The organism is Stenotrophomonas sp. VV52 (genome assembly GCF_002893095.1).
Classification (GTDB): domain Bacteria; phylum Pseudomonadota; class Gammaproteobacteria; order Xanthomonadales; family Xanthomonadaceae; genus Stenotrophomonas; species Stenotrophomonas aracearum.
This window is the reverse complement of sequence record NZ_PKQQ01000003.1, coordinates 234,855-259,092: the sequence shown is the minus strand read 5'-3', so window position 1 is coordinate 259,092 and position 24,238 is coordinate 234,855. Positions and strand designations below refer to the sequence as shown.

The following is a 24,238-nucleotide window of genomic DNA, read 5'->3' as shown; positions in this document are numbered from 1 at the left end:
CCCACAGTCGCATGGGCTGCAACGGATACCCCCGGACTGCATTGGACAAAAAGAAAGCCGAGAGGCCCGTTTTATAAGGCTTTCTCGGCTTCTGTGGGTCCCGTGGGACCCAGCGTTGGTGGAGGTGGGCGGAATTGAACCGCCGTCCGAAGGCACTCCATCCCCGGTACTACATGCTTAGCTCACCGTTGGATCTCGTCCCGTGGCAGCACGGTGTGCAAAGCGCACCCCAGGACCAGCCTGTTTTAGTTAAGCGGTGACTGACAGGCAGCCGTCACAGCCGGTTCCGTGATAATGACCCTACACCGACGAGCACGGGCACAAGTGGGTTCGGGGCTTACGCCTTAAGCGGCGAGAGCGTAGTTGTCGTCGTTGGCAACTAGAGTATTGCCGCTGGATTTACGAGGAAAGCTGCCCCCTCGGCATGCACCAAGCAACTTCACAACCTCCGTCGAAACCAATGCACCCCCGGTTTCTTCAGAACCTGCAAGACGTCTGCGACCAGACATTACTTGACGGAATCGATCCTACTCCAATTCAGCTGAACAGTCACCCGGAAGCGTCATGGGGCTGTCGTAATTACCGGCCTTCACGCTGGCGCTTGCTGTCGGCCTGGTGCTTGGCGCGCACCTTGCGCTCGTGGTTGGCGGCGTTGCGCTGGGTCATGGCCTGCTTGCGGGCTGCCGGTTCGGCCCGGGCCATCAGGGCCTCGATCCGGGCGACCAGGCGGCGGTGCTCAAGGGAGTCGTAGCTCTGGTTTTCGGATGCGACCCGCTTGGCGTTGCGCAGGGTGTAGGTCAGCACCTTGAGCAGGGCAGCCGGGTCCATGGCGCGGGCCAGCTCGCCGAAGATGGTCTCGTAGGCGGCGACGTCGGCCTGGAGCGTGGCGGTGGGGTCCGCGGTGGAGGCGGATTCCAGGGGGGTTTCTTCGGTCACGGGGACGCTCCGGGGTGTTGGGCAAAGAGCAGCCGGGCAGAGCCCGGCGCTACAGTAAGAAATCAGGCGTCGCGGTTGTGGCGGCGCATGGTGCGCTGCTTTTCGCGGGCCCAGTCGCGGTCCTTTTCGGCGTCGCGCTTGTCGTGGGTCTGCTTGCCCTTGGCCAGCGCCACTTCCAGCTTGATCTTGTTCTTGCTCCAGTACATCGCGGTGGGCACGATGGTGTAGCCGTCCCGCTCGACCTTGCCGACCAGCTTGTCGATCTCGCTGCGGTGGAGCAGCAGCTTGCGCTCGCGGCGGTCGTTGGCGACCACGTGGGTGGAGGCCTGGATCAGCGGGGTGATCTGGGCCCCGATCAGGAAGATCTCGCCGTCCTTCACATAGGCATAGGCGTCGATGATGTTGCCGCGCCCGGCGCGGATCGATTTGACCTCCCAGCCCTGCAGGGCCAGGCCGGCCTCGTAGCGGTCCTCCAGCGAGTATTCGTGGCGGGCACGCTTGTTGAGCGCGATGGTTTTGTTGGCCGTCGCGTTCTTTGCTTTATCCTTGGCGCTGTTCTTGCTCATTTATCTATTGTCTCCGATTCAGGCCCTCCGTGGTCGATTCGCCAGCCAAGCCTTCGCATGCCAACCATCAAACGTAGTGCCCTGGTCGAACATTCGGCTGCCCGCATGTTCGACCTGGTCAATGATATCGACGCCTACCCGCGCCGCTTCCGCTGGTGCTCGGCCGCGCAGGTCCTGGAAACGGGGCCGGACCGGGTCGTGGCGCGGCTGGATCTGGGCTTGGGGTCGTTTTCGACCTGGTTCATGACCGAAAACACCCTGCAGCGTCCGCACCATATTGATATGCAGCTGCGTGATGGACCGTTCAAGCGCCTGCACGGCCGCTGGGAGTTCCACTCGCTGGCCGAGGATGCCTGCAAGGTGACCCTGACCCTGGAGTTCGAACCGAACTCGCGGCTGCTTGGGCCGGCGCTGGCGCTGGGCTTTCAGGGCCTGGCCGACCGCATGGTCAATGATTTCGTCCGTGTTGCCGACGCGCAGGACTGACCAGTGATCCGGGTGGAGGTGGTGCTGGCCTGGCCGGAGCGGGTGGAATCACGCCTGCTGGAGCTGGACGAGGGCGCCACGGTGGCCGAGGCGGTTGCGGCGGCCGGGATCGAGGGGAGTGCGGATTGCCCGGCCGTGGCCGTGCATGGGGTGCTGGCGAAACCCGGCCAGGTGCTTCGTGACGGTGACCGGGTAGAGCTGCTGAGGCCGCTGGTAGCAGACCCCAAAGACAATCGGCGGCGGCGGGCTGCGCCTCGAAAGCCCTGACGTACCGCCAGGACGAGCGCTTCGCAACGCGCCCGGGCAATAAATCGCCGTGATCGCCGCGGTAGGGCCGAGCTCTGCTCGGCCACCCCGATTACCGGCCGCGCTGCTTCTTCTTGTCCTTGGCCAGATTGCGGCCGAACTGGCGCACCTGGTCGCGGGCCAGCTGGGCGTCGTTGTTCGGGAAGAAATCACCCTCCCAACGGGTCACCTGGTCGTTCTCGAAGAACACCACGAAATTCTTGGTCTCGGTCCGGCCCAGGCGGTCCAGCCGCTGGCTGGCGGTGTAGTCCCAGCGCTGGGCGTGGAACGGGTCGTCGATGGAGGGCGTGCCGAGCAGGGCGTTGACCTGCTGCTTGCTCTGGCCCACCTGCAGCTGACCGACGGACTGCTCCCGGATCAGGTTGCCCTGGTAGATGGGTTGCTTGTAGATGATGCCGCAGCCCGTGGTGGACAGGGCAACGGCGGCGACCAGCAGGAGATTGCGCATCGGGAATGGCGTTTGGGGAAATCCAGTCGATGATACACTCCGAACGTGTCGCCGCGACCCGATCCGAGGCAGCTGGCGCTAAATCGCCAATGAACGGAGACCTATGGAAACCCACGACCTGCGCAAAGTTGGCCTGAAGGTGACCCATCCGCGTATGCGGATCCTTGCCCTGCTCGAGCAGCGCGACGCCCAGAAGCACCAGCACCACATGACGGCCGAAGACATCTACCGCCAGCTGCTGGAGCACGGCGACGAGATCGGCCTGGCCACGGTGTACCGGGTGCTGACCCAGTTCGAGGCCGCCGGCCTGGTGCTGAAGCACAATTTCGAAGGCGGCCAGGCCGTTTACGAACTGGACCGCGGCGGCCATCACGACCATATGGTCGACGTGGACTCGGGCAAGATCATCGAGTTCGAAAGCCACGAAATCGAAGAACTGCAGCGCAAGATCGCCGCCGACCACGGCTACGAGCTGGAAGAGCACTCGCTGGTGCTTTACGTGCGCAAAAAGCGCAAATAGCCGCTCGTTACCTGCATGATCGTGAAACCCCGGCCACGCCGGGGTTTTTCATTTTCGGCATCGGGGCGGGTGAGGCAGCGGGGCAGGGCCCCACTCTACGGCGGCGGGGCGCCCGGTTATGCCTGAAGGAGCTTGCGGGCGGCGGCGCGGGCTTCCTTGGTGACCTCTACGCCGCCGAGCATGCGCGCGAGTTCTTCTTCGCGGGCGCGGGCGTCCAGCTTTTCCACCGCGCTCTGGGTCATGCCTTCCACCGGGGCCTTGCTGACCCGGTAGTGGGCGTGGCCCTTGGAGGCGACCTGGGGCAGGTGGGTGACGCACAGCACCTGGCGCTTCTCGCCCAGCGCACGCAGTTTCTGGCCGACGATGTCGGCGACCGCACCGCCGATGCCGGAATCGACTTCGTCGAAGACCATGGTCGGTACCGCGTCCAGGCCCAGCGCGGCCACTTCGATCGCCAGCGAGATGCGCGAGAGCTCGCCGCCGGAGGCGACCTTGCGCAACGCGCGCGGGGGCTGCCCGGCATTGGCCGCGACCAGGAATTCGACCCGCTCGGCCCCGTTCGGGTCCGGCTTGGCCGCCGCGTGCGGTTCGATCTCGATCAGGAACTGGCCGCCGCCCATGCCGAGCTCGCCGATCAGGGCGGTGGTGGTCTCCGACAAGGCCTTGGCCGCCGTGCTGCGGCTGGCACTGAGGGTGGCGGCCACGGCCTGCCACTGCCCGGCGGCGCGGTCGATCTCGCCGGCCAAGGCCTGCAGGCGGGTATCGGCGCCGCGCAGCTGTTCGACCTCGGCTTCCATCGCGTCGCGGTGCTCGGCCAGCCCTTCCATCGGCACGCGGTGCTTGCGGGCCAGGTCGTGCAGGCGGCCCAGGCGGCGTTCGATGTCTTCGAACTGTTCGGGGTCGGCGTCCAGGTCGTCGTGGACGCGGTCGAGCAGGGCCAGGGCTTCGTGCAGCTGGATCACCGCGCTGTCCAGCAGCGCGTCCACCTCGCCAAGCCGGGCGTCGTGCTCGGCCACGCGTGCGAGGTCGTGCCGGGTCTGCTGCAGCAGCTGCAGCACCGACACGTCATCGTCGCCATTGAGGCGTGCGGCGGCTACGTCGCAGGCGCTGACCAGCGCCCCGGCGTGGGCCTGGCGGCGGTGGCTGCTGCCGAGCGCTGCGATCGACGCCGGTTCCAGGTCTTCGCGCTGCAATTCGCCGAGCTGGTGTTCGAGGAAGCCGATGCGGTCGCTGACATCGCCCTGGCGCGAGAGCGCGTCGGCCTCGTCCACCAGGGCCTGCCAGCGCGCGGCCGCCTGGCGCACCTGGACGCGTTCGGCGTCGTTGCGCGCATAGGCGTCCAGCAGGGCCAGCTGCGACGGCCGTGCCAGCAGCGCCTGCTGCTCGTGCTGGCCGTGGATCTCGACCAGCATGCCGGCCAGTTCGCTCAGCTGCGACAGGGTCACCGGGCGTCCGTTGATCCAGGCGCGCGAACCGCCGTCGGCGCGGATGATCCGGCGCAGCTGGCACTGTTCGTCGTCGTCCAGCTCGTTCTCGCGCAGCCAGCGCCGGGCCGGGGCGTCGTCGCCGGGGGCGAACTCGGCCGACAGCTCGGCGCGGGCGGCGCCGTGGCGGACCACGCCGCTGTCGGCGCGCAGGCCGGACAGGAAGCCCAGCGCGTCGACCATCAGCGACTTGCCTGCGCCGGTCTCGCCGGAAACCACGGTCATGCCCGCGCCGAACTCCAGTTCGGTGGCGCGGACCACGGCAAAATCCTTGATCGATAGATGTCTGAGCATGGTGTTCGTTTCTTGAGCCGCGCAACGCTAGCATGGGCGAGGGGCAGCTCCAATCGGCATTTCCCCGATCCCTTGCCGGACAATGGCCTGCCATTATCCAGTCTCGCGTCTCACAGGTTGATTCCATGCATCCGTCCGCGCCCCATCTCGCCCCGCGCGCCCGCCACCTGCTGCGGACGCTGATCGCGCGCCACATCCAGGACGGTGAGCCGGTCGGGTCGCAGACCCTGGCGCGGCTGGCCGGGCTGGACGTGAGCCCGGCCACCATCCGCAACATCCTCGGCGACCTGGAAGACCTCGGCCTGCTCAGCTCGGCGCACGTCTCGGCCGGGCGCGTGCCCACCGCGCACGGCTACCGGGTGTTCGTGGACAGCCTGGTCAAGATGCAGCCGCCCGGCGAGGGCGAGCTGAGCCGGCTGCGCAGCGAGCTCTCGACCGGGGCGGGCACCCAGGCCCTGCTGGGCAGCGCCTCGGAGCTGCTCTCGGCAATGAGCCACTTCGTCGGCGTGGTCGGTGCGCCCAAGCGCGAACAGTTCGCGTTCCGGCATATCGATTTCGTGGCGCTGGACGCGCGCCGGGTGCTGGCGATCCTGGTCTTCGCCGACAACGAGGTGCAGAACCGGGTGATCGAACCCCGGCGCAGCTGGGAGCCGGCCGAGCTGGAGCAGGTCGCCAATTACCTCAATGCCCACTGTGCCGGGCGGCCGCTGTCCGAGATCCGTTCAAGGCTGCTGGTCGAGCTGCGCGACGCGCGCTCGGAGATGGAACAACTGCTGGCGCACAGCGTGGAGCTGGCCGAGCAGGCGATGGCGCCGCCGGCCGACGATATCGTGCTGGCCGGGCAGACCCGCCTGATGGGGGTGCAGGACCTGTCCGACCTGGACCGGCTGCGCGAACTGTTCGACCTGTTCGCCAGCAAGCGCGAGATCCTGCAGCTGCTGGAGCGCACCATCCAGGCCCCGGGCGTGCGCATCTTCATCGGCGAGGAAACCGGGGTGATGCCGCTGGAGAACATCTCGCTGGTCACCGTGCCGTACTCGGCCGGCGGCCAGGTGCTGGGGGTGCTGGGGGTGATCGGGCCGAAGCGGATGGCCTACGACCGCATGATCCCGCTGGTGGAAGCCACCGCCCAGGTGCTGGGCGCCGCGCTGGATGCGCCGGGCGGGGCCGGATTGTCCCGCGATCGCGGATAAACGCGCCTTCGGCTCTTGAATCGGGTCCGGCCGCCCACATAGGGGTGGGTGGAGGCGGAGAGTCACCGCCAAGGATCCGGAAATGAACCAAGATCAGCCTGATATCGCATCCCAGACCCCGGCCGGCGACGCCGCCCCGGGCGATTCCCTGCAGCAGCAGCTGGACAGCCTGCACAACGAGCTGGCCCTGCTCCGGTCCGAGTCGCTGCGTGAGCGCGCCGACCTGGACAACCAGCGCAAGCGCGTGGCCCGCGACGTCGAACAGGCGCGCCGCTTCGCCAATGAAAAGCTGCTGGGCGAGCTGCTGCCCGTGTTCGACAGCCTGGACGCCGGGCTGAATGCCGCCGGTGCCGAGCCGAGCCCGCTGCGCGAAGGCCTGGAGCTGACCTACAAGCAGCTGCTCAAGGCCGCCGCCGACAACGGCCTGACCCTGCTCGACCCGACCGGCCAGCCGTTCAACCCCGAACACCACCAGGCGATCAGCCAGGTCGACGCCCCCGGCGCCGCCCCGGGCAGCGTGGTCCAGGTGTTCCAGAAGGGCTATCTGCTCAACGACCGCCTGCTGCGTCCGGCTTTGGTCGTGGTCGCCCGCGACTGACCTGAACGTGTTTGGTCGTAATCGGACACAGCGTCCGATTGATGGCTTGAAAGTGACAACTGCGTCCCACACATCCCATTCATAACCCGGCAGCAGCCGGACGTTTCCCACATTTCAGGAGTCTCCCCCATGGGCAAGATCATTGGTATCGACCTCGGCACCACCAACTCGTGCGTGGCGATCATGGACGGCGGCAAGGCCCGCGTCATCGAAAATGCCGAAGGCGACCGCACCACGCCTTCCATCGTCGCCTACACCAAGGACGGCGAAGTGCTGGTCGGTGCCTCGGCCAAGCGCCAGGCCGTGACCAACCCGAAGAACACCTTCTACGCCGTCAAGCGCCTGATCGGCCGCAAGTTCACCGACGCTGAAGTCCAGAAGGACATCGCGCACGTGCCCTACGGCATCCTGGCCCACGACAACGGCGACGCCTGGGTGCAGACCAGCGACGCCAAGAAGATGGCCCCGCAGGAAATCTCCGCCCGCGTGCTGGAGAAGATGAAGAAGACCGCCGAAGCGTACCTGGGTGAGACCGTCACCGAGGCCGTGATCACCGTGCCGGCCTACTTCAACGACAGCCAGCGCCAGGCGACCAAGGACGCCGGCCGCATCGCGGGCCTGGAAGTGAAGCGCATCATCAACGAGCCGACCGCCGCGGCCCTGGCCTATGGCCTGGACAAGGGCGACGGCAAGGACCGCAAGATCGTCGTGTACGACCTGGGCGGCGGCACCTTCGACGTGTCGATCATCGAAATCGCCAACGTCGACGGTGAGAAGCAGTTCGAAGTGCTGGCCACCAACGGCGACACCTTCCTGGGCGGCGAAGACTTCGACAACCGCGTCATCGAATACCTGGTGGACGAGTTCAACAAGGACCAGGGCATCGACCTGCGCAAGGATCCGCTGGCCCTGCAGCGCCTGAAGGACGCGGCCGAGCGCGCCAAGATCGAGCTCTCGACCAGCCAGCAGACCGAAGTGAACCTGCCGTACGTCACCGCCGATGCCTCCGGTCCGAAGCACCTGAACATCAAGCTGACCCGCGCCAAGCTGGAAGCGCTGGTCGAAGACCTGATCAAGAAGTCGATCGAGCCGTGCCGCATCGCGCTGAACGATGCCGGCCTGCGGTCGAGCGACATCAGCGAAGTGATCCTGGTCGGCGGCCAGACCCGCATGCCGAAGGTGCAGCAGGCGGTCACCGAGTTCTTCGGCAAGGAACCGCGCAAGGACGTCAACCCGGACGAAGCCGTGGCACTGGGTGCTGCGATCCAGGGCGGCGTGCTGGGTGGCGACGTCAAGGACGTGCTGCTGCTGGACGTGACCCCGCTGTCGCTGGGCATCGAAACCATGGGCGGCGTGTTCACCAAGATCATCGAAAAGAACACCACCATCCCGACCAAGGCCTCGCAGGTGTTCTCCACCGCCGAGGACAACCAGTCGGCCGTGACCGTGCACGTGCTGCAGGGTGAGCGCGAACAGGCCCGCTACAACAAGTCGCTGGCCAAGTTCGACCTCTCCGGCATCGAGCCGGCCCCGCGCGGCCTGCCGCAGGTGGAAGTGTCCTTCGACATCGACGCCAACGGCATCCTGCACGTGTCGGCCAAGGACAAGAAGACCAACAAGGAACAGAAGGTCGAGATCAAGGCCGGTTCGGGCCTGTCCGAGGACGAGATCGCACGCATGGTCGCCGACGCGGAAGCCAACCGCGAAGAAGACAAGAAGTTCCACGAGCTGGTCCAGGCCCGCAACCAGGCTGACGCGCTGATCCACGGTACCCGTACCGCGATCACCGAACACGGCAGCAAGGTTGGTGGCGATGTCATCGGCAAGGTCGAGTCGGCCCTGGCCGACCTGGAAACCGCGATGAAGGGCGACGACAAGGCGCAGATCGAAGCCAAGTCGAAGGCGCTGGAAGAAGCCGGCCAGGCGCTGTTCGCGGCGGCTTCGGCCGGTGACCAGGGCGGTGCCCCGGGTGCCGACGCCGGTGCCGGTGGCAACGGCGGCGCGCAGGACGACGTGGTGGACGCCGAGTTCACCGAAGTCAAGGACGACAAGAAGTCCTGATTCGGACGCCAAGACGGGACGTTGCGCAGGCAACGTCCCGTTGTCGTATCCATGAACGCCTGATTGCCGGAACCCGATTCAAACCATGAGCAAGCGCGATTACTACGAGGTGCTGGGTGTTTCCCGCACCGCGACCGAAGAAGAACTGAAGAAGTCCTATCGCCGTTGTGCGATGAAGTATCACCCTGACCGCAATCCGGGCGACAGCGCGGCCGAAGCCTCCTTCAAGGAGTGCAAGGAAGCCTACGAAACCCTGTCCGATGCCAACAAGCGCCGCATGTACGACGCCCACGGCCACGCCGCGTTCGAGCACGGCATGGGCGGTGGTGGTCCGGGCGGCCCGGACATGGGCGACATCTTCGGGGACATCTTCGGCAACATCTTCGGTGGCGCCGGTGGTGGTCCGCGCCAGGCCCGTCGCGGCGCCGACATCGGCTACGTGATGGAGCTGGACCTGGAAGAAGCGGTGCGCGGCATCGAGCGCCGCATCGAAATCCCGACCCTGTCCGAGTGCGACGACTGCCATGGCAGCGGGTCGGACGATGGCAAGGTCGAAACCTGCAGCGTGTGCCAGGGCCGTGGCCAGGTGCGCATCCAGCGCGGCATCTTCGCCATGCAGCAGGCCTGCCACAACTGCAACGGGCGTGGCCAGATCATCCAGAACCCCTGCAAGACCTGCCACGGCAACGGTCGCGTGGAGGAAGACAAGGTGTTGTCGGTGAAGGTGCCTGCCGGCGTCGACACCGGCGACCGCATCCGCCTGGCCGGCGAAGGCGAGGCCGGTCCGGCCGGTACGCCGCCGGGCGACCTGTACGTGGAAGTGCGGGTGCGCGAGCACGCGATCTTCCAGCGCGATGGCGACGACCTGCACTGCGAAGTGCCGATCCGCATCTCGCAGGCCGCACTCGGCGACACCGTGCGCGTGGCGACCCTGGGCGGTTACGCGGAAATCCGCATCCCGGCCGAAACCCAGACCGGCAAGCTGTTCCGCCTGCGCGGCAAGGGCGTGCGTTCGGTGCGCAGCCGCAGCGAAGGCGACCTGTACTGCCGCGTGGTGGTCGAGACCCCGGTCAACCTGACCAGCGAACAGCGCAAGCTGCTCGAGCAGTTCGAAACCACCTTCACCGGCGAGGAAGCGCGCAAGCATTCGCCGAAGTCGGCCACCTTCATGGACGGCGTGAAAGGTTTCTGGGACCGCATGACCTCGTAACCGATCGTTTCACCTGCAACACAAAAACACCGGGCATGTCCCGGTGTTTTCGTGTCTGCGGCGCTAAAATCCCCTGATGAACGAATCCCTCGAAAGCCACCTCGTCCACGGTCGCCGCCAGCGTCCGGACGGTCCGTCGCCGGTCGACGTCATCTCGGTTCAATCGCAGCTTGTGTACGGCCACGCCGGCAACAGCGCCGCCGTGCCGCCGCTGCGCGCCCTCGGCGTGCGCGTGGCCGAAGTGCCGACCACGCTGCTCAGCAATGCCCCGTTCTATCCGACCACGCGCGGCCGCGTGCTGCCGGCCGACTGGTTCGCAGACCTGCTGCTGGGCGCGGAAGAACGCGGCCTGCCGGCGCGCGCGAAGATGCTGGTGTCCGGCTACTTCGGCAGCGTCGGCAACGGTGCCGCGTTCGCCGACTGGCTCGAGCGCGTGCTGCCCGCCTCGCCGCAGCTGCGCTACTGCCTGGACCCAGTGATTGGCGACACCCATACCGGTCCCTACGTGGAACCGGGGCTGGAAACCATCTTCGCCGAACGCCTGCTGCCGCACGCCTGGCTGGTCACGCCCAACGCGTTCGAACTGGGCCGCCTGACCGGCCTGCCGAGCCTGGCCGAAGCCGACGCCATCGCCGCCTCCCGCGCGCTGCTGCAGCGCGGTCCGGAGTGGGTGATTGCGCACAGCGTGGGCGGCGACCCGGGTCAGCTGGTCACTCTGGCGGTCAGCCGCGACGCGGTCTGGCGCTGGTCCTCGCCGCACCTTCCGGTCGACGTGGCCGGCACCGGCGACGTGTTGATGTCGCTGCTGGTCGCCTTCCTGCTGCGTGGCGAGCGCTTCGAACAGGCCCTGTCGCGCTCGATTTCCGGCGTGCACGCCGCGCTGGAAGCGACCCTGGCCAACGACCACGAAGAATTCGACGTGCTGGCCGCCGCACCGGCGGCGCTGGCGCAGCCGCACCGCTTCACCGCCGAGCGGATCGCCTGATGCAGCGTCCGGTGGTCGGCATCGTTGGCAGCGCTGGTGCCTACGGGCGCTGGCTGCGCACCTTCCTCGAGCAGCGCATGGGGCTGGAGGTGATCGGCCACGACCCGGCCGATCCGGCGTCTGACGATCCCGAAGTGTTGCTGGAGCGCGCGCAGGTCCTGGTGTTCTCCGCGCCGATCCGGCACACCCCGGCGCTGATCGCCGAGTACGTGCATCGCTCGGCGGGCCGTGAGGCGGGTCGCCTGTGGCTGGACGTCACCTCGGTCAAGAGCGAACCGGTCGCGGCGATGCTGCGCTCGCAGGCGGAGGTGGCAGGCCTGCACCCGATGACCGCCCCACCCAAGGCGCCGACGCTGAAGGGCAGGGTGATGGTGGTGTGCGAAGCGCGGCTGTCGGCATGGCAGCCGTGGCTGGCGCAGCTGTGCGCGGCACTGGAAGCCGAATGCGTGCTCGCCACGCCCGAGCACCACGACCAGGTCATGGCGCTGGTGCAGGCGATGGTGCATGCGACCCACCTGGCCCAGGCCGGCGTGCTGCGCGACTACGCCGCACTGCTGGGCCCGCTGCAGGACCTGATGCCGTACCGCTCGGCCTCGTTCGAGCTGGACACCGCGATCATCGCGCGGATCCTGTCGTTGAATCCGGCCATCTATGAGGACATCCAGTTCGGCAATCCGCACGTGGCGCCGATGCTGGACCGGCTGCTGGCGCAGCTGCAGACGCTGCGCAGCCAGGTGGAACAGGGCGATGACGCCGCGCGCGCTGCGTTCCGCCAGCAACTGCTGGCCGACAACCGCGAACACCAGGGTGCCGCGCTGCTGGCCAACGGCAATTACACCTTCGAACGGGTCGGTTACCTGCTGGCCGACCTGACCGAGCGCAACGCGATCAGCGTGCACCTGCCGGAGGACCGTCCCGGGTCGCTGCGCGAGCTGCTGCATGTGTTCGAACGGCATGGCGTGAGCCTGGCCTCGATCCATTCCTCGCGCACGCCCGGCGGAGAAGTGCATTTCCGCATGGGCTTCGTGCCGGGCAGCGACCTGCAGGCGATGCAGCGGGCGGCGGTGGAGATCGACGCCAGCGGGATCGGCCGGGTCCTGCCGCGCTGACGCGCTCCCGCATTCATCCACAGGGGGTGTGGATGAAATGCGGACAAGCATGTGGATAAGCGTGCGCAGCCCCCGTACCGCAAGGCTGTCAAGATGGGTGGCGATTAATTGACCACGTCAATTACGTGGTCAAGGTGAGCTCGCCGCCACTGGTGCGGAAGGTCCTGCCATCGCGGACCAGGTGCCGGCCGTCGGCCAGCTCGTAGCGCACATGCGGGTCGGCCGCGGTGTTTGCGGTGGCGGCCAGCTCATCCTTGAATTCGATGACGACGTAATCGTCACCGTTCGCATCGGTAGCGGGAAACTGACGGAACGACATGCAACACCTCCTGCAGCGGTCTGATGGGACAGGTGTCACCTTGCGACCGCGCGTGTTAGCGGTGCGTCATCAATCGATGAACTGCAGTTTCGCCAGTTCAGCATACAGGCCACCCTCGGCCAGCAGCTCTGCGTGAGTACCTTGGGCCACGATGCGACCGTGGTCCATCACCACGATGCGGTCGGCCTTCAGTACCGTCGCCAGCCGGTGTGCGATCACCAGCGTGGTGCGCCCGGCCATCAGCCGTTCCAGCGCCTGCTGCACCGCGCGGTCGCTCTGCGCGTCCAGCGCGCTGGTGGCTTCATCCAGCAGCAGGATAGGGGCGTCCTTGAGCAGTGCGCGTGCAATGGCGATGCGCTGCTGCTGGCCGCCGGACAGGCGCGCGCCGCGCTCGCCCAGTTCGCTCAGGTAGCCGTCCGGCAGCGCCTCCAGGAATTCCTCGGCCTCGGCCGCTTCGGCCGCGCGCTGCACCTCTTCATTGGTGGCTTCCAGCCGACCGTAGCGGATGTTGTCCAGCGCACTGCTGGCGAACAGGGTCGGCTGCTGCGGCACCAGCGCCATCTGCGCGCGCAGCTGCGCCGGGTCGACCCGGCGCACGTCCACGCCATCCACCTGCACGCTGCCGGCGGCGGGGTCGTGGAAACGCAGCAGCATCGACAGCACCGTGCTCTTGCCGGCGCCGGACGGCCCGACCAGCGCCACGGTTTCGCCCGGGCGCACGTGCAGGTCGAAGTGATCCAGCGCGGCGGTGTCGGGTCGCTGCGGGTAATGGAAGACCACGTCCTGGAAGCGGATCTCGCCGCGCAGCGGCTGCGGCAGCGGCAGCGGCTCGGCCGGGCTGGTGATCTCGATGTCTTCCTGCAGCAGTTCGGCGATCCGGCCCATGCCGCCGGAGGCGCGCTGCAGTTCATTCCACACTTCAGCGAGCGCACCGACCGAGCCGCCGCCGATCAGCGCGTACAGCACGAACTGGCCCAGCGTACCGGCGCTCATGCGGCCGTCGATGACATCGTGCGCGCCCAGCCAGAGCACGCCGACGATCGCGCCGAACACCAGCACGATGGCGGTGGCGGTCACCAGCGACTGCGCACCGATGCGGCGCCGCGCGGCGCGGATCGATTCGCCCAGCGCCGCATTGAAGCGGCTGCGTTCGTACGGCTCACGCGCATGTGCCTGCACCGTGCGCACCGCGCCGAGGGTCTCTGCGGCCAGGCTGTTGGCGTCGGCGATGCGGTCCTGGCTGGCGCGCGAGATGCCGCGCAGCCGGCGTGCACCGATGATGATCGGCAGCACCGCCAGTGGAATGCCGACCAGCGACCATGCGGCCAGGCGCGGGCTGGTCACGAACAGCATCACCAGGCTACCCACCACCGTGACGCTGCTGCGCAGCGCCACCGACATGGTCGAGCCGATCACGCTGCGCAGCAGCTCGCTGTCGGCGGTCAGCCGCGAGACCAGTTCGCCGCTGCGGCTGCGGTCGTGGAAACCGGCGCCGAGTGCGATCAGGTGCGCGTACAGGCGGCTGCGCAGGTCGGCCACCACTTTTTCGCCGAGCAGCGAGACAAAGAAGAAGCGCGCCGCCGTAGCCAATGCCAGCACCACCGCAACCAGGAACAGCAGTGCGAAGGCGCGGTTGATCTGGCCGCCGCTGTTGAAGCCATGGTCGATCATCTGCTTCACCGCCGGCGGCAGGCTCAGCGTGGCCGCCGAGGACACCGCCAGCGCCACCAGCCAGGCCGCGAACAGCCCGCCATGGCGGCGCACGAACGGCCACAGCGTGCCCAGGCTGCCAAGGCGGCGCAGGGTCGGGGCCGGCGGGGAAACGGGGTCAGTCATGGGCAAGGCCTGGTTCGGTGCGTGCGTGCACCCGGATACGATCACGGGTGGCGTCGCGAAGGCGGATTTTCAACGGGTCGACCTGGTCGGCGGGCAGCCGGACCTGCAGTTCCACCCCGGAAGCGGTGAAGGTTTCGTCCAGCTTGTCGGCCAGGTGCTGTGCCAGCGCCGCATGCAGCGCGCCCAGGTCTTCGAACCCGGCCTGCACGGTCAGTTCGGACAAGGCCACCAGCGGCAGTCGTGGCGCGGTGCGCAGGCATTCGGCCGCAGTGCCGCCATAGGCCCGCACCAGCCCACCGGCACCGAGCTTGATGCCGCCGTACCAGCGGATCACCACCACCATGACGCGGTCGAAGCCCTGGCCGTCGATGGCCGCCAGGATCGGGCGCCCGGCGGTGCCGGCCGGTTCGCCGTCGTCGCTGGAGCGGTACTCATTGCCGTGCCGGTAGGCCCAGCAGTTGTGCGTGGCGTCGGCTACGGCGACCTGCTGCAGGAAAGCAAGCGCATCGGCGGCCGCCTCGATCGGCGCGGCGTGCGCGACGAAACGGCTGTGTTTGATGTCCAGGCTGTGGCTGACGGTGGTGGCGAGCGTATCGGGCATCGGCGTCATTGTAGTGCCGGGCTCTGCGCGGCACGTATCACGAATCCAGCAATTCCCGCAGGTCCCCTGGAATCCGCGCTTCCGGGTAAGCCTGCATGTACCGCTCCAGGCTCGCACGCGCCGTATCCACATCACCCGCATCGCGGCGCTCGCGGATGCGCTTGATCCACTGCCGGCGTGGCAGCGCGGCGTCGGCATCGACCGCGAGGGTGAGCGCATCGGGCGATGCCAACGCGCCATAGGCCTGCGCCGGTGCCGGTTCGGCACGGCGCATCACGCCGGGTGCACCCTGCGTGCGTGCAGGGGCGGGTGCGGCCAGCTTGGCGCGCTCCCGCGCATCGACTGCGCGGCTGCCGGTGACGACCACGCGGTCCAGTTCGGCCGACTGCGCTGCTTCGGCCTGCGCGTCCTGCAGGACCGGGGCCGCCATCGGCGCGGGGGGCGCCGGGGGAGCGGGCATGGCCATCGGTGCCGCAGCGGGCATCGGCGGTGGCGCTGGCACCGGTGCCGGCTTGGGCACCGACAACGCCCGCGCCGGCGCAGGCGGCGCAGCGGCAGGTTTCTCCTGGGTGGCCACCTCGGCAACCGGCGCTTCGGCCTGTACCGCCGCCGGTGCGGTGTCATCGCCTGCGGCGGCATCGGCCTGCAGTGCCGTCCCGGTGGCCATTTCGCTCGCCATCGGGGCCGGTGCGGCCGGCGGTGGCCCCTCCGGCTTGAGCTGCCAGGCGATGCCCACCGCGAACACCAGCGAGGCGGCCAGGCCGAGTGCGGCCGGGAAGCGCGAACGCCTGCGCGGCGTGGGGGTGGACACGGGCGCAGCAGGGGGCGAAGCCGGGTCGGCAGCAGGTGTTGCAGCCACGGGTTGCACCGCCGCACGCGCAGCGGCCAGCACCGCATCGTCCACCGCCGCCGGCGGTGCACTGGACGCCGGCCGGCCCAGCAGGCGGGCCAGTTCGCGTTCTTCCGGCGTCAGCGGATCGGGGCGGTTCATGGGCTCAACTCCGCGCGCAGTTTATCCATCGCGTAGCGCAGCCGCGATTTCACGGTTTCGCGGCCCACGCCGGTGACCTGCGCGATCTCTTCCAGGCTCAGCTCCTGTTCCAGCCGCAGTTGCAGCACGGTGCGCTGGTCATCGGGCAGCTGCTCCATGGCCAGCTGCAGGCGGCGGCGCTGTTCGAATTCGGACAGCTGGGTTTCCGGCGTGCGCGTATCGCTCATGCGCGCCACGCGCTCGTCGGCGTCGCCCGGCGCGGAAGGACGGTGCTTCAGCGCCCGCCAGTGGTCGTTGAGCCGATTATGGGCAATCCGGAACAGCCAGGTGGTGAAGGCCGCCTCCGGCTGCCAGCCGGCGCGGGCGGCGATCACCCGCTGCCACACGTCCTGGAACATTTCGTCGGCCAGCGCCGCATCGCGCAGCTGGCGCAGCAGGAAGCTGTACAGGCGGTTGCGGTGGCGCGCATACAGGCTTTCGAAGGCACGCAGGTCGCCCCCGGCCCAGGCCAGCATCAGGGACTCGTCGGTTGGCAGGGCAGCAGCATCCACGGCGCACAGAGTAAGCGCTGGAGGGGGCTGCGCATAGCCGCGCGGGGCAGGGGCGATGGCGGTGGTCACCCTGTCATCAACGTCCGAAGGCGGGCAATGGGGTGAAGGGCTTCCATTCACCCCCGGTTTGCGCGTTATGCTCGGGGGACAGGGGAGGCGCCGGGTATCCGGCGTCAAAAGAGATGAACATGTTGTCCAGCCAGGCAGTGACGACTTCGGGACAGAAGGACCGCAGCGCAGCGGTATCGGCAGCGCTTGGGCGCACGCTGTGCGCGCTGTTGCCGGCCGGTGCCCAGCTCGCCCTGGGCTGGTCCGACGCCACGCTGGGCGAAGGCTGCCTGCGGCATCCACCGCGGGCCGGTTCGGATCGCGCGCTGCTGGAGGCGCTGCTGGCCTCGCCGCCGGTCTGCCCGCAGGGCGGGGCGGTGTACCGCTGGCAGCACCAGGGCGGCGAGCTGGTCATCCACGTCCTGCTGGAAGATGGCGCAAGCCCGCCCGACGCCTGGTGGGGCGTGGCCCGCAGCGGCCTGCAGGACGCGCTGGCGCTGGCCCGGCAACGCGAGCAGATCCGCTCGCTGGAGAACTCCAAGCGGCTGCAGCAGGCGTTGTACGAAATCGCCGACCTGGCCGGTGCCGACCTGGAAATGAGCGAGATGCTGCGCCACTTCCACCGCGTGCTCAATTCGCTGATGTACGCGCAGAACTGCTACATCGTCGAGTACGACGATGTGCGCCGGCGGATCCGCTTCCTGTACTTCGCCGACCAGCGCGACGATTTCGTGGCCGACCCGGACCGCAGCTACGAAGAACATGAAATGCCGCGCAGCCTGACCTTCGCGCTGCTGCGCCACGGACAGCCGCTCAGCGGGCCGTCCAACGAACTGCTGGCGGCGATGAACGACGAATACGACCCCAGCCGCGGGCCGGAGAGCCTGGATTGGCTGGGCGTGCCGATGCTGCGCGACGGCCGGGTCTGCGGCGCCATCGTGGTGCAGAGTTACGAGCAGCGCGTGCGCTACAACGAAGCCGACCGCACCCTGCTCGGCTATGTGGCCCAGCACATCCTGACCGCGATGGACCGGCGCCAGGCGCAGGTGCAGCTGGAGCGCCAGGTGGAGCGGCGCACGCTGGAGCTGCAGCGCGCCAACCACAGCCTGCAGGACGAGGTGGTCGAGCGCCGCCGCGCCGAGAAACTGCAGCTGGCGTTGTTCAACATCGCCGAAATGGCGATGAGCGCCGAAAGCCTGGCCCAGTTCTACGTGCAGGTGCATGGCGTGGTCGGCACGCTGCTGGATGCGCGTAATTTCTACATCGCGCTGGTCGACGAATCCGGCGAAGGGCTGGAGTTCGTCTACTCGGTGGACGAGTACAACCCGGCCCGTGCCCCGCGGCCGTTCAGCATGGGCCTGACCGAGTACATCGTGCGCAACCGGCAGCCGCTGCTGGCCTCGCGCGAGCATATCGACGCGCTGCGCGCCTCGGGCACCGTCAACGAATTCGGTGCGCGCTCGCACTGCTGGCTGGGCGTGCCGCTGCTGAGCGACGACGACGTGGTCGGCGTGATCGTGGTGCAGAGCTACTCGCCGGAGATCAGTTTCACCGCGCACGACCAGCGCCTGCTCACCTTCGTCGCGCAGAACATCGGCAACGGCCTGGCCCGGCAGCGCGACCAGGAGCGCCTGCGCAACGCGCACGCCGAGCTGGAAATACGCGTCGATGAGCGCACCCGCGAACTGGCTGAAGTGAACGACAAGCTGCTCGGCCAGATCGGCGAGCGCCTGCGCGCCGAACAGCGGCTGACCCACCAGGCCCTGCACGATGCGCTGACCGGCCTGCCCAATCGCGCGCACCTGCTCGACCGCCTGGAGGATGCCATCGCGCGCGCGCGTTCGCGCGACGGCTTGCGGTTTGCGGTGCTGTTCCTGGACCTGGACCGCTTCAAGCTGGTCAACGACAGCATCGGCCACGCCGCCGGCGACCAGATGCTGGTCGAGGTGGCCAAGCGCATCGTGTCGATGGTCGGCGGCGATGACGTGGTGGCCCGCCTGGGCGGTGACGAGTTCGCCATCCTGCTCGAATGCGAGCAGGGCCTGGAATCGGCCCGCGAGTTCTCGCAGCGCATGCTGGTGGCGCTGGAAGAATCGATGTGGGTGCAGGGGCGCGAGCTGTTCCCGTCCGGCAGCCTGGGCATCGCGATGTGGAGCCCGCGCTACCGTAATGGCGAAGAAATGGTGCGCGACGCGGACGCGGCGATGTACCGCGCCAAGGCGCAGGGCAAGGACCGCTGGGCCGTGTTCGATGAAGCCATGCGCGAAGAAGCGCTGCGCAGCCTGGACCTGGAAGCCGACCTGCGCCGGGCCATCAACAATCGCGATTTCATGCCGTTCTACCAGCCCATCGTGCGCCTCACCGACGGCCAGGTGGTGGGCTACGAGGCACTGCTGCGCTGGCAGCATGAGCGCCGCGGCCTGCTGCTGCCGAGCGCGTTCCTGGACCTTGGCGAGGAGAGCGGCCTGATCGAACAGGTCGACTGGCTGCTGTATGAAGAAGTCATCGGCCAGCTCGCGCGCGGTGGCGAAGGCTATCTGTCGGTGAACGTGTCGCCGCGGCATTTCCGTTCGCCCGATTTCAGCTCACGGCTGTTCGGCCTGATCGAAGCAGCCGGTGCCGACCCACGCCGGCTGCGCCTGGAAATCACCGAAGTGGCGCTGCTCGACGACGGCCCGCGCACGCTGCGGATCCTGCAGGCACTGCGCGAACGCGGCGTGCTGGTGCAGCTGGACGATTTCGGTACCGGCTTCTCGGCGCTGTCCTACCTGCACCGCTTCCCGATCTCCACGCTGAAGATCGACCAGAGCTTCATCGCCGGGCTGCATGGCCAGGACCTGCAGAGCACCTACGCGCTGGTCCAGGGCGTGCTGTCGCTGGCGCGCACGCTGGGCATCGAAACGGTGGGCGAGGGCATCGAAAACGCCGCCCAGCGCGAGACCCTGCTGCAGCTGGGCTGCGATTATGGGCAGGGCTACCTGCTGGGTCGCCCTGCGCCGATGGAGACATTCGTTACCGCGTGATCAACGCAACGCCGTACGCCGCTTCTCGTCGATCCACTTCGATGCCTGCGCCGGCTCATACGCGCGCATCCATTCCAGCATCGCGTCGATGTCCGAGCCGTACCACAGGTCGGCGCGCTGGTCCGGGTGCAGGAAGCGCTCTTCGACCATGCGGTCGATCATGCCGATCAGGGGCGCGTAGAAGCCGTCCACATCGAGGAAGGCGCACGGCTTGTTGCCGATCCCAAGCTGGCGCCAGGTGAGCATCTCGAAGATCTCTTCCATGGTGCCGAACCCGCCGGGCAGGGCCACGAACGCGTCGGACAGGTCGAACATGCGCGACTTGCGTTCGTGCATCGAGCCGACGATTTCCAGTTCGGTCAGGCCGCGATGGGCCACTTCCCAGTCGGCCAGCTGCTGCGGGATGACCCCGGTCACTTCGCCGCCGCCGGCCAGCACCGCATTGGCCACCGTGCCCATCAGGCCGACATTGCCGCCGCCATAGACCAGGCGCAGGCCGTCGCGGGCGATGCGGTCGCCCAGCGCGATCGCGCGTTCGGTGTAGATGGGCTTGCTGCCGGCGTTGGAGCCGCAGTAGACGCAGATGGACTTCATGGGTGGTTCCCGCTGGAAACCACCCATTATCGCATGGTGGGGTTTACGCCGCCTGCGATTGTTCCCGGCGCGGGCCTTCCTTCAGGGCGCGACCCACCAGGTTCACGAGCAGGTCCAGCTCCTCGCTGTCCATGCCGAAATGCGGGGTGAAGCGCAGCGAGTTCTCACCGCCATGGATGACGTTGATGCCATGGTTGCGCAGCCACTCTTCGGTGGAATTGGCGCCGTAGCACTTGAACTGCGGGGCCAGTTCGCAGGAGAACAGCAGGCCGGTGCCCTGGACCTTGGTGATCAGCCCGCCCAGCTCGCTGCGCAGCTGTTCCAGCTTGCGCACCGCTTCATCGCCGCGCTGGCGGATGTTCTCGCGCACCTCCGGGGTAAGCAGGCCCAGGGTGGCGCAGGCCACGTCCAGCGCACGCGGGTTGGAGGTCATGGTGTTGCCGTAGATGCCCTTGCGGTACAGCTGCGCGGCATGCTCGGTCACGGCCAGCACCGACAGCGGGAACTGCGCGGCGTTCAGCGCCTTGGAGTAGGTCTCCATGTCCGGCACCTCCAGCCCTTCGAAGCCGGGGTAGTCCACGATCGAGAGCACGCCATGCGCGCGCAGGCCGGCCTGGATCGAGTCCAGCAGCAGCAGGCTGCCGTGCTGGCGGGTGAGCTCGCGGGCCAGTGCGTAGAACGACGGCGGCACCGAGCGGCCCGGGTCGCCTTCGCCCATCACCGGCTCCAGGAACACCGCTTCGATGAACCAGTGGTTCTGTTCGGCCTCGGCAAATACCCGCTTCAGCGCGTCTTCGTCGTACGGCGCGATGGCGATCACGCTGTCCTCGCCACGGTAGCTAGCCAGGTGCTGCATGTAGGTCCTGCGGCTGGAATCGGAGTACAGGCCCGGACGGTCGGTGCGACCGTGGAAGCTGCCCTTGACCACCACGCGCTTGATCTTCGCACCGGCATGGCGGGCGCCCGGATCGGTCTGCAGCTTGGCGTTCACGTCGGCGATGCGCGCGGCCAGGCCGACCGCCTCGGAACCGGAATTCAGGCACATGAACCGTGCATACGGGCAGCCGCCGCGGCGGTGGCCGATCTCGCGGCGAAGCGCCTGGATGAAGCGGTGCTGGGACAGGTTCGGGGTCATCACGTTGGCCATCACCTGCGGGGCGGCCATCGCGTCCAGCACCGCCTGCGGGGTGTGACCGAAGCCGAGCATGCCGTAGCCGCCGGCGTCGTACAGCACCGCACCCTTGAGGGTGACCACCCAGGGGCCACGGGCGGCGAGGGCAACGTAGGGGGTGACTGCGTCGTCGGCATAGAAATTGACGAAGCCGTCCTGCATGGCATCGATCTGGGCGCGTTCGTCCAGCGCCAGCAGCTCGGCCAGGTCGTCGCGGACCCGCTCGAATTCGGCCGCAGCGGCGTCCACGGCAGCCAGCAGCTGCGGGTGGCCGGCGGCCAGGCGGTCGAGGGTGGCGTCATCCAGGCCGGCGGTGAGGCGGGTGCCGGGCTGGGCGCGGAGGGGGGCGAGGCGTTCGATGAAGCTCATTGCAGATCTCCTGAAACGATTGGCGGCACGGCGCAAATGCAAAACGCGCGACCGGGGCGCGCGCTTGGGGGAATGCGGCTCGTGCATCAGACTTCCGGTTCGATGCTAGCACGCGCTTTTTCGCGCGATAACCCCGGCAAAAACTGTTGCATAGCAGCATTTTGCGCGACGTTCGCCGCCGCGCTCGTTGCCACCGGGAGCCAGTCGTACAATGCGCGACATTGCCTACACGTTGCCGTGCGCTCCCTTGAAGAAGTCCGATTTCCATTACGACCTGCCCGCCGAACTGATCGCCCAGGCCCCGCTCGCCGAGCGCTCGGCCAGCCGCCTGATGGTGGTGCCGCCGGCCCCTGCAGCCTTCGACCATCGCCAGGTGCGCGACCTGCCTGACCTGCTGCAGCCCGGCGACCTGCTGGTGTTCAACGACACCCGGGTCATTCCGGCGCGCCTGTTCGGGCAGAAGGCCAGCGGCGGCCGGGTCGAGATCCTGATCGAGCGCCTGCTCGGCGGGCAGCAGGCGCGGGCCCAGGTCGGGGCCAGCAAATCGCCCAAGCCGGGCAGCCGGATCGCGCTGGACGCCGGCGGCGAAGCGGAGGTGCTGGGTCGCGACGGCGAGTTCTACGTGCTGCAGTTCCATGTGCCCGAGTCGCTGGAGCAGTGGCTGCTGCACGCCGGCCGCCTGCCGCTGCCGCCGTACATCCAGCGCGAGCCGGGGCTGGATGACCGCGAGCGCTACCAGACCGTGTTCGCCCGCGAAGTGGGTGCGGTGGCCGCGCCGACCGCCGGGCTGCACTTCGACGAAGCCCTGCTCGCGGCCCTGAAGGAAAAGGGCATTGGCTTCGGCCACGTCACCCTGCACGTCGGCGCGGGCACCTTCCAGCCGGTGCGTGCCGATGACCTGAAGGACCACGTCATGCACCGCGAGTGGCTCAACGTCGGCGCCGAGCTGGTCCAGCAGGTCCGCCAGACCCGTGCGGCCGGCGGCCGGGTGATCGGCGTGGGCACCACGGTGGTGCGCGCGCTGGAAAGCGCGATGCGCGACGGCGAACTGCTGCCGTATGCCGGCGAAACCCAGATCTTCATCACGCCCGGCTACCGGATCCGCAGCGTGGACGCCATGGTCACCAACTTCCACCTGCCCGAAAGCACGCTGCTGATGATGATTTCGGCCTTCGCCGGGCAGGAGCGGGTGTTCGAGGCCTACCGCGCGGCGATCGCGGAAAAGTACCGGTTCTTCAGCTATGGCGACGCCATGTTGTTGTTCCCGCAGGGGGATTGAAAGCGGGCGCGGCGGTTTTAGGCGATAATCGAGGATTATTTGCCCCGATTCCGCCCGATGTCCCGACTCCAGTTCCAGCTCCAGACCACCGACGGGCGTGCCCGCCGCGGCCGCCTGACCTTCCCGCGCGGGACGGTGGAAACCCCGGCGTTCATGCCGGTGGGCACCTATGGCTCGGTCAAGGGCATCCTGCCGGAGCAGATCCGCGCGCTGGGCGCCGAGATCATCTTGGGCAACACCTTCCATCTGTACCTGCGCCCGGGCCTGGACGTGATCGCCGATCACGGCGGCCTGCACGGCTTCGCGCGCTGGAACGGGCCGATCCTGACCGATTCCGGCGGTTTCCAGGTGTTTTCGCTGGCCCATCGCCGCAAGATCACCGAGCAGGGCGTGACCTTCGCCTCGCCGACCGACGGCGCCCGGGTGTTCCTGGGCCCCGAAGAGAGCATGAAGATCCAGAAGGTGCTCGATTCGGACGTGGTCATGATCTTCGACGAGTGCACCCCGTACCCGGCCACCGAGCCGGTGGCGCGCACCTCGATGGAGCTCAGCCTGCGCTGGGCCCAGCGCAGCCGCAACGCGCACGACGAACTGGGCAACGACGCGGCGCTGTTTGGCATCGTCCAGGGCGGGGTCCACCACGACCTGCGCACCCGTTCGGCCGAGGGCCTGCAGCAGATCGGCTTCGACGGCTACGCCATCGGTGGCCTGGCGGTGGGCGAGCCGGAGCACGAGCGCAACGCCATGCTCGACCACATGCACCCGATCCTGCCGGCCGACCGTCCGCGCTACCTGATGGGCGTGGGCCGGCCGGAAGACCTGGTCGAAGGGGTCGCCCGCGGCGTTGACATGTTCGACTGCGTGATGCCGACCCGCAACGCCCGCAACGGCCACTATTTCACCTCCACCGGCACGGTGCGGATCCGCAATGCCCGCTATGAGCGGGACATGGACACCATCGAGCCGGGCTGCGGCTGCCATGCCTGCACCAGCGGCTATACCCGGTCCTACCTGCGCCACCTGGACCGCTGCAACGAGATGCTGGCGCCGATGCTGGGCACCCTCCACAACCTCTTCTATTACGAGAAGCTGATGGCCGACATGCGCGCGGCCATCGCGACGGGAACCTTCGGGGCCTTCCGCGAGTCCTTCTATGCGGCCCGGGGCATGGCCACGCCGCCGCTGTAACCCGCCCGGGGCCGTGGCATACTTCGCGGCTGACCCCTGTTTCGCGGCGACACCCGACCCCATGTGGGGAAG

The 24,238-nt window shown here is 68.0% G+C and carries 23 protein-coding genes and 1 other RNA gene; 12 read left to right on the top strand and 12 right to left on the bottom strand.

Going from position 1 to position 24,238, the window contains the following annotated elements:
• Window positions 1–116: 116 nt before the first annotated feature.
• The 3 genes from ssrA to smpB all read right to left on the bottom strand — a co-directional run bounded on the left by ssrA (window position 117) and on the right by smpB (window position 1,502).
• Window positions 117–470: a transfer-messenger RNA gene (gene ssrA / locus C2U58_RS09635) on the bottom strand.
• Window positions 471–579: 109 nt separating this feature from the next.
• Window positions 580–936: a hypothetical protein gene (locus C2U58_RS09630; RefSeq protein ID WP_102945652.1), complete on the bottom strand. Its 357-nt coding sequence runs from the start codon at window positions 934–936 to the stop codon at window positions 580–582.
• A gap of 62 nt (window positions 937–998) precedes the next feature.
• Window positions 999–1,502 (bottom strand): SsrA-binding protein SmpB, encoded by a 504-nt coding sequence (smpB, locus tag C2U58_RS09625; protein WP_102945651.1) that lies wholly within the window; start codon window positions 1,500–1,502, stop codon window positions 999–1,001.
• Window positions 1,503–1,559: 57 nt separating this feature from the next.
• On the opposite strand from smpB, the gene C2U58_RS09620 reads away from it, so the two are divergent.
• Entirely contained in the window at window positions 1,560–1,988 is a 429-nt protein-coding gene (locus tag C2U58_RS09620; protein WP_102945650.1) for a type II toxin-antitoxin system RatA family toxin, read from the top strand.
• A gap of 3 nt (window positions 1,989–1,991) precedes the next feature.
• Window positions 1,992–2,255, top strand: a complete 264-nt coding sequence (locus tag C2U58_RS09615) for an RnfH family protein (RefSeq protein ID WP_102945649.1) — start codon at window positions 1,992–1,994, stop codon at window positions 2,253–2,255.
• 91 nt (window positions 2,256–2,346) lie between these two features.
• Here C2U58_RS09615 and bamE read toward each other — a convergent pair whose 3' ends face one another.
• The gene (bamE, locus tag C2U58_RS09610) at window positions 2,347–2,742 is read right to left on the bottom strand and encodes an outer membrane protein assembly factor BamE (RefSeq protein WP_070206514.1); all 396 of its coding nucleotides are present in this window, start codon (window positions 2,740–2,742) and stop codon (window positions 2,347–2,349) included.
• Window positions 2,743–2,845: 103 nt separating this feature from the next.
• On the opposite strand from bamE, the gene fur reads away from it, so the two are divergent.
• On the top strand, window positions 2,846–3,262 hold the full coding sequence (gene fur / locus C2U58_RS09605) for a ferric iron uptake transcriptional regulator (protein WP_068851145.1): 417 nt from the start codon (window positions 2,846–2,848) through the stop codon (window positions 3,260–3,262).
• A gap of 116 nt (window positions 3,263–3,378) precedes the next feature.
• Here the strand turns inward: fur and recN are convergent, their stop codons facing one another.
• Complete coding sequence (recN, locus tag C2U58_RS09600) at window positions 3,379–5,040, bottom strand: DNA repair protein RecN (protein ID WP_102945648.1); 1,662 nt, start codon at window positions 5,038–5,040, stop codon at window positions 3,379–3,381.
• A gap of 125 nt (window positions 5,041–5,165) precedes the next feature.
• Between recN and hrcA the strand changes: the two genes are divergently transcribed.
• The 6 genes from hrcA to C2U58_RS09570 all read left to right on the top strand — a co-directional run bounded on the left by hrcA (window position 5,166) and on the right by C2U58_RS09570 (window position 12,196).
• The gene (gene hrcA / locus C2U58_RS09595) at window positions 5,166–6,233 is read left to right on the top strand and encodes a heat-inducible transcriptional repressor HrcA (RefSeq protein WP_102945647.1); all 1,068 of its coding nucleotides are present in this window, start codon (window positions 5,166–5,168) and stop codon (window positions 6,231–6,233) included.
• Between the two features lie 82 nt (window positions 6,234–6,315).
• Window positions 6,316–6,831 (top strand): nucleotide exchange factor GrpE, encoded by a 516-nt coding sequence (gene grpE / locus C2U58_RS09590; RefSeq protein WP_102945646.1) that lies wholly within the window; start codon window positions 6,316–6,318, stop codon window positions 6,829–6,831.
• A gap of 129 nt (window positions 6,832–6,960) precedes the next feature.
• A complete protein-coding gene (dnaK, locus tag C2U58_RS09585) occupies window positions 6,961–8,892 on the top strand; it encodes a molecular chaperone DnaK (RefSeq protein ID WP_102945645.1) in 1,932 nt (643 codons plus the stop codon).
• Between the two features lie 85 nt (window positions 8,893–8,977).
• Window positions 8,978–10,102 carry a molecular chaperone DnaJ gene (gene dnaJ / locus C2U58_RS09580; RefSeq protein ID WP_102945644.1) on the top strand — a complete coding sequence of 375 codons (1,125 nt, stop codon included), beginning with the start codon at window positions 8,978–8,980 and terminating at the stop codon, window positions 10,100–10,102.
• A 76-nt stretch (window positions 10,103–10,178) separates the two neighbouring features.
• Window positions 10,179–11,087, top strand: a complete 909-nt coding sequence (gene pdxY, locus C2U58_RS09575; protein WP_102945643.1) for a pyridoxal kinase — start codon at window positions 10,179–10,181, stop codon at window positions 11,085–11,087.
• Window positions 11,084–12,196, top strand: a complete 1,113-nt coding sequence (locus tag C2U58_RS09570; RefSeq protein ID WP_102945898.1) for a prephenate dehydrogenase — start codon at window positions 11,084–11,086, stop codon at window positions 12,194–12,196. Before pdxY ends, C2U58_RS09570 begins: the two co-directional genes overlap by 4 nt.
• Before the next feature lie 121 nt (window positions 12,197–12,317).
• On the opposite strand, the gene C2U58_RS09565 is transcribed toward C2U58_RS09570, so the two are convergent.
• The 5 genes from C2U58_RS09565 to C2U58_RS09545 all read right to left on the bottom strand — a co-directional run bounded on the left by C2U58_RS09565 (window position 12,318) and on the right by C2U58_RS09545 (window position 16,494).
• The gene (locus C2U58_RS09565; RefSeq protein WP_070206524.1) at window positions 12,318–12,515 is read right to left on the bottom strand and encodes a hypothetical protein; all 198 of its coding nucleotides are present in this window, start codon (window positions 12,513–12,515) and stop codon (window positions 12,318–12,320) included.
• Between the two features lie 69 nt (window positions 12,516–12,584).
• Window positions 12,585–14,351, bottom strand: coding sequence for an ABC transporter transmembrane domain-containing protein (locus tag C2U58_RS09560; protein ID WP_102945642.1), 1,767 nt, complete (start codon window positions 14,349–14,351; stop codon window positions 12,585–12,587).
• Complete coding sequence (locus C2U58_RS09555; RefSeq protein ID WP_102945641.1) at window positions 14,344–14,952, bottom strand: YigZ family protein; 609 nt, start codon at window positions 14,950–14,952, stop codon at window positions 14,344–14,346. The genes C2U58_RS09560 and C2U58_RS09555 overlap by 8 nt, the downstream gene beginning before the upstream one ends.
• 37 nt (window positions 14,953–14,989) lie before the next feature.
• Window positions 14,990–15,943, bottom strand: a complete 954-nt coding sequence (locus tag C2U58_RS09550) for a hypothetical protein (RefSeq protein WP_102945640.1) — start codon at window positions 15,941–15,943, stop codon at window positions 14,990–14,992.
• Window positions 15,940–16,494 carry an RNA polymerase sigma factor gene (locus C2U58_RS09545; protein WP_172448125.1) on the bottom strand — a complete coding sequence of 185 codons (555 nt, stop codon included), beginning with the start codon at window positions 16,492–16,494 and terminating at the stop codon, window positions 15,940–15,942. The genes C2U58_RS09550 and C2U58_RS09545 overlap by 4 nt, the downstream gene beginning before the upstream one ends.
• Window positions 16,495–16,676: 182 nt before the next feature.
• Between C2U58_RS09545 and C2U58_RS09540 the strand changes: the two genes are divergently transcribed.
• The gene (locus C2U58_RS09540) at window positions 16,677–19,565 is read left to right on the top strand and encodes an EAL domain-containing protein (protein WP_102945639.1); all 2,889 of its coding nucleotides are present in this window, start codon (window positions 16,677–16,679) and stop codon (window positions 19,563–19,565) included.
• Here C2U58_RS09540 and C2U58_RS09535 read toward each other — a convergent pair whose 3' ends face one another.
• Window positions 19,566–20,159, bottom strand: a complete 594-nt coding sequence (locus C2U58_RS09535) for a TIGR00730 family Rossman fold protein (RefSeq protein WP_102945638.1) — start codon at window positions 20,157–20,159, stop codon at window positions 19,566–19,568.
• 43 nt (window positions 20,160–20,202) lie between these two features.
• Window positions 20,203–21,699, bottom strand: a complete 1,497-nt coding sequence (locus C2U58_RS09530; protein WP_102945637.1) for an aminotransferase class III-fold pyridoxal phosphate-dependent enzyme — start codon at window positions 21,697–21,699, stop codon at window positions 20,203–20,205.
• A gap of 247 nt (window positions 21,700–21,946) precedes the next feature.
• On the opposite strand from C2U58_RS09530, the gene queA reads away from it, so the two are divergent.
• Together queA and tgt are read left to right on the top strand one after the other, a co-directional pair.
• Window positions 21,947–22,978, top strand: coding sequence for a tRNA preQ1(34) S-adenosylmethionine ribosyltransferase-isomerase QueA (gene queA, locus C2U58_RS09525; protein WP_102945636.1), 1,032 nt, complete (start codon window positions 21,947–21,949; stop codon window positions 22,976–22,978).
• Between the two features lie 57 nt (window positions 22,979–23,035).
• A complete protein-coding gene (gene tgt / locus C2U58_RS09520) occupies window positions 23,036–24,166 on the top strand; it encodes a tRNA guanosine(34) transglycosylase Tgt (RefSeq protein WP_102945635.1) in 1,131 nt (376 codons plus the stop codon).
• Window positions 24,167–24,238 lie beyond the last annotated feature (72 nt).

Excerpts from the sequence above, each read along its gene's own strand:
- pdxY (WP_102945643.1), top strand. The coding sequence starts at position 10,179 with ATGAACGAATCCCTCGAAAGCCACCTCGTCCACGGTCGCCGCCAGCGT.
- C2U58_RS09620 (WP_102945650.1), top strand. The coding sequence starts at position 1,560 with ATGCCAACCATCAAACGTAGTGCCCTGGTCGAACATTCGGCTGCCCGC.
- C2U58_RS09555 (WP_102945641.1), bottom strand. The coding sequence starts at position 14,952 with ATGCCCGATACGCTCGCCACCACCGTCAGCCACAGCCTGGACATCAAA.
- tgt (WP_102945635.1), top strand. The coding sequence starts at position 23,036 with ATGTCCCGACTCCAGTTCCAGCTCCAGACCACCGACGGGCGTGCCCGC.
- smpB (WP_102945651.1), bottom strand. The coding sequence starts at position 1,502 with ATGAGCAAGAACAGCGCCAAGGATAAAGCAAAGAACGCGACGGCCAAC.
- bamE (WP_070206514.1), bottom strand. The coding sequence starts at position 2,742 with ATGCGCAATCTCCTGCTGGTCGCCGCCGTTGCCCTGTCCACCACGGGC.
- C2U58_RS09565 (WP_070206524.1), bottom strand. The coding sequence starts at position 12,515 with ATGTCGTTCCGTCAGTTTCCCGCTACCGATGCGAACGGTGACGATTAC.
- C2U58_RS09560 (WP_102945642.1), bottom strand. The coding sequence starts at position 14,351 with ATGACTGACCCCGTTTCCCCGCCGGCCCCGACCCTGCGCCGCCTTGGC.
- hrcA (WP_102945647.1), top strand. The coding sequence starts at position 5,166 with ATGCATCCGTCCGCGCCCCATCTCGCCCCGCGCGCCCGCCACCTGCTG.
- fur (WP_068851145.1), top strand. The coding sequence starts at position 2,846 with ATGGAAACCCACGACCTGCGCAAAGTTGGCCTGAAGGTGACCCATCCG.
- dnaK (WP_102945645.1), top strand. The coding sequence starts at position 6,961 with ATGGGCAAGATCATTGGTATCGACCTCGGCACCACCAACTCGTGCGTG.
- C2U58_RS09530 (WP_102945637.1), bottom strand. The coding sequence starts at position 21,699 with ATGAGCTTCATCGAACGCCTCGCCCCCCTCCGCGCCCAGCCCGGCACC.
- C2U58_RS09550 (WP_102945640.1), bottom strand. The coding sequence starts at position 15,943 with ATGAACCGCCCCGATCCGCTGACGCCGGAAGAACGCGAACTGGCCCGC.
- C2U58_RS09535 (WP_102945638.1), bottom strand. The coding sequence starts at position 20,159 with ATGAAGTCCATCTGCGTCTACTGCGGCTCCAACGCCGGCAGCAAGCCC.
- C2U58_RS09540 (WP_102945639.1), top strand. The coding sequence starts at position 16,677 with ATGAACATGTTGTCCAGCCAGGCAGTGACGACTTCGGGACAGAAGGAC.
- dnaJ (WP_102945644.1), top strand. The coding sequence starts at position 8,978 with ATGAGCAAGCGCGATTACTACGAGGTGCTGGGTGTTTCCCGCACCGCG.
- grpE (WP_102945646.1), top strand. The coding sequence starts at position 6,316 with ATGAACCAAGATCAGCCTGATATCGCATCCCAGACCCCGGCCGGCGAC.
- recN (WP_102945648.1), bottom strand. The coding sequence starts at position 5,040 with ATGCTCAGACATCTATCGATCAAGGATTTTGCCGTGGTCCGCGCCACC.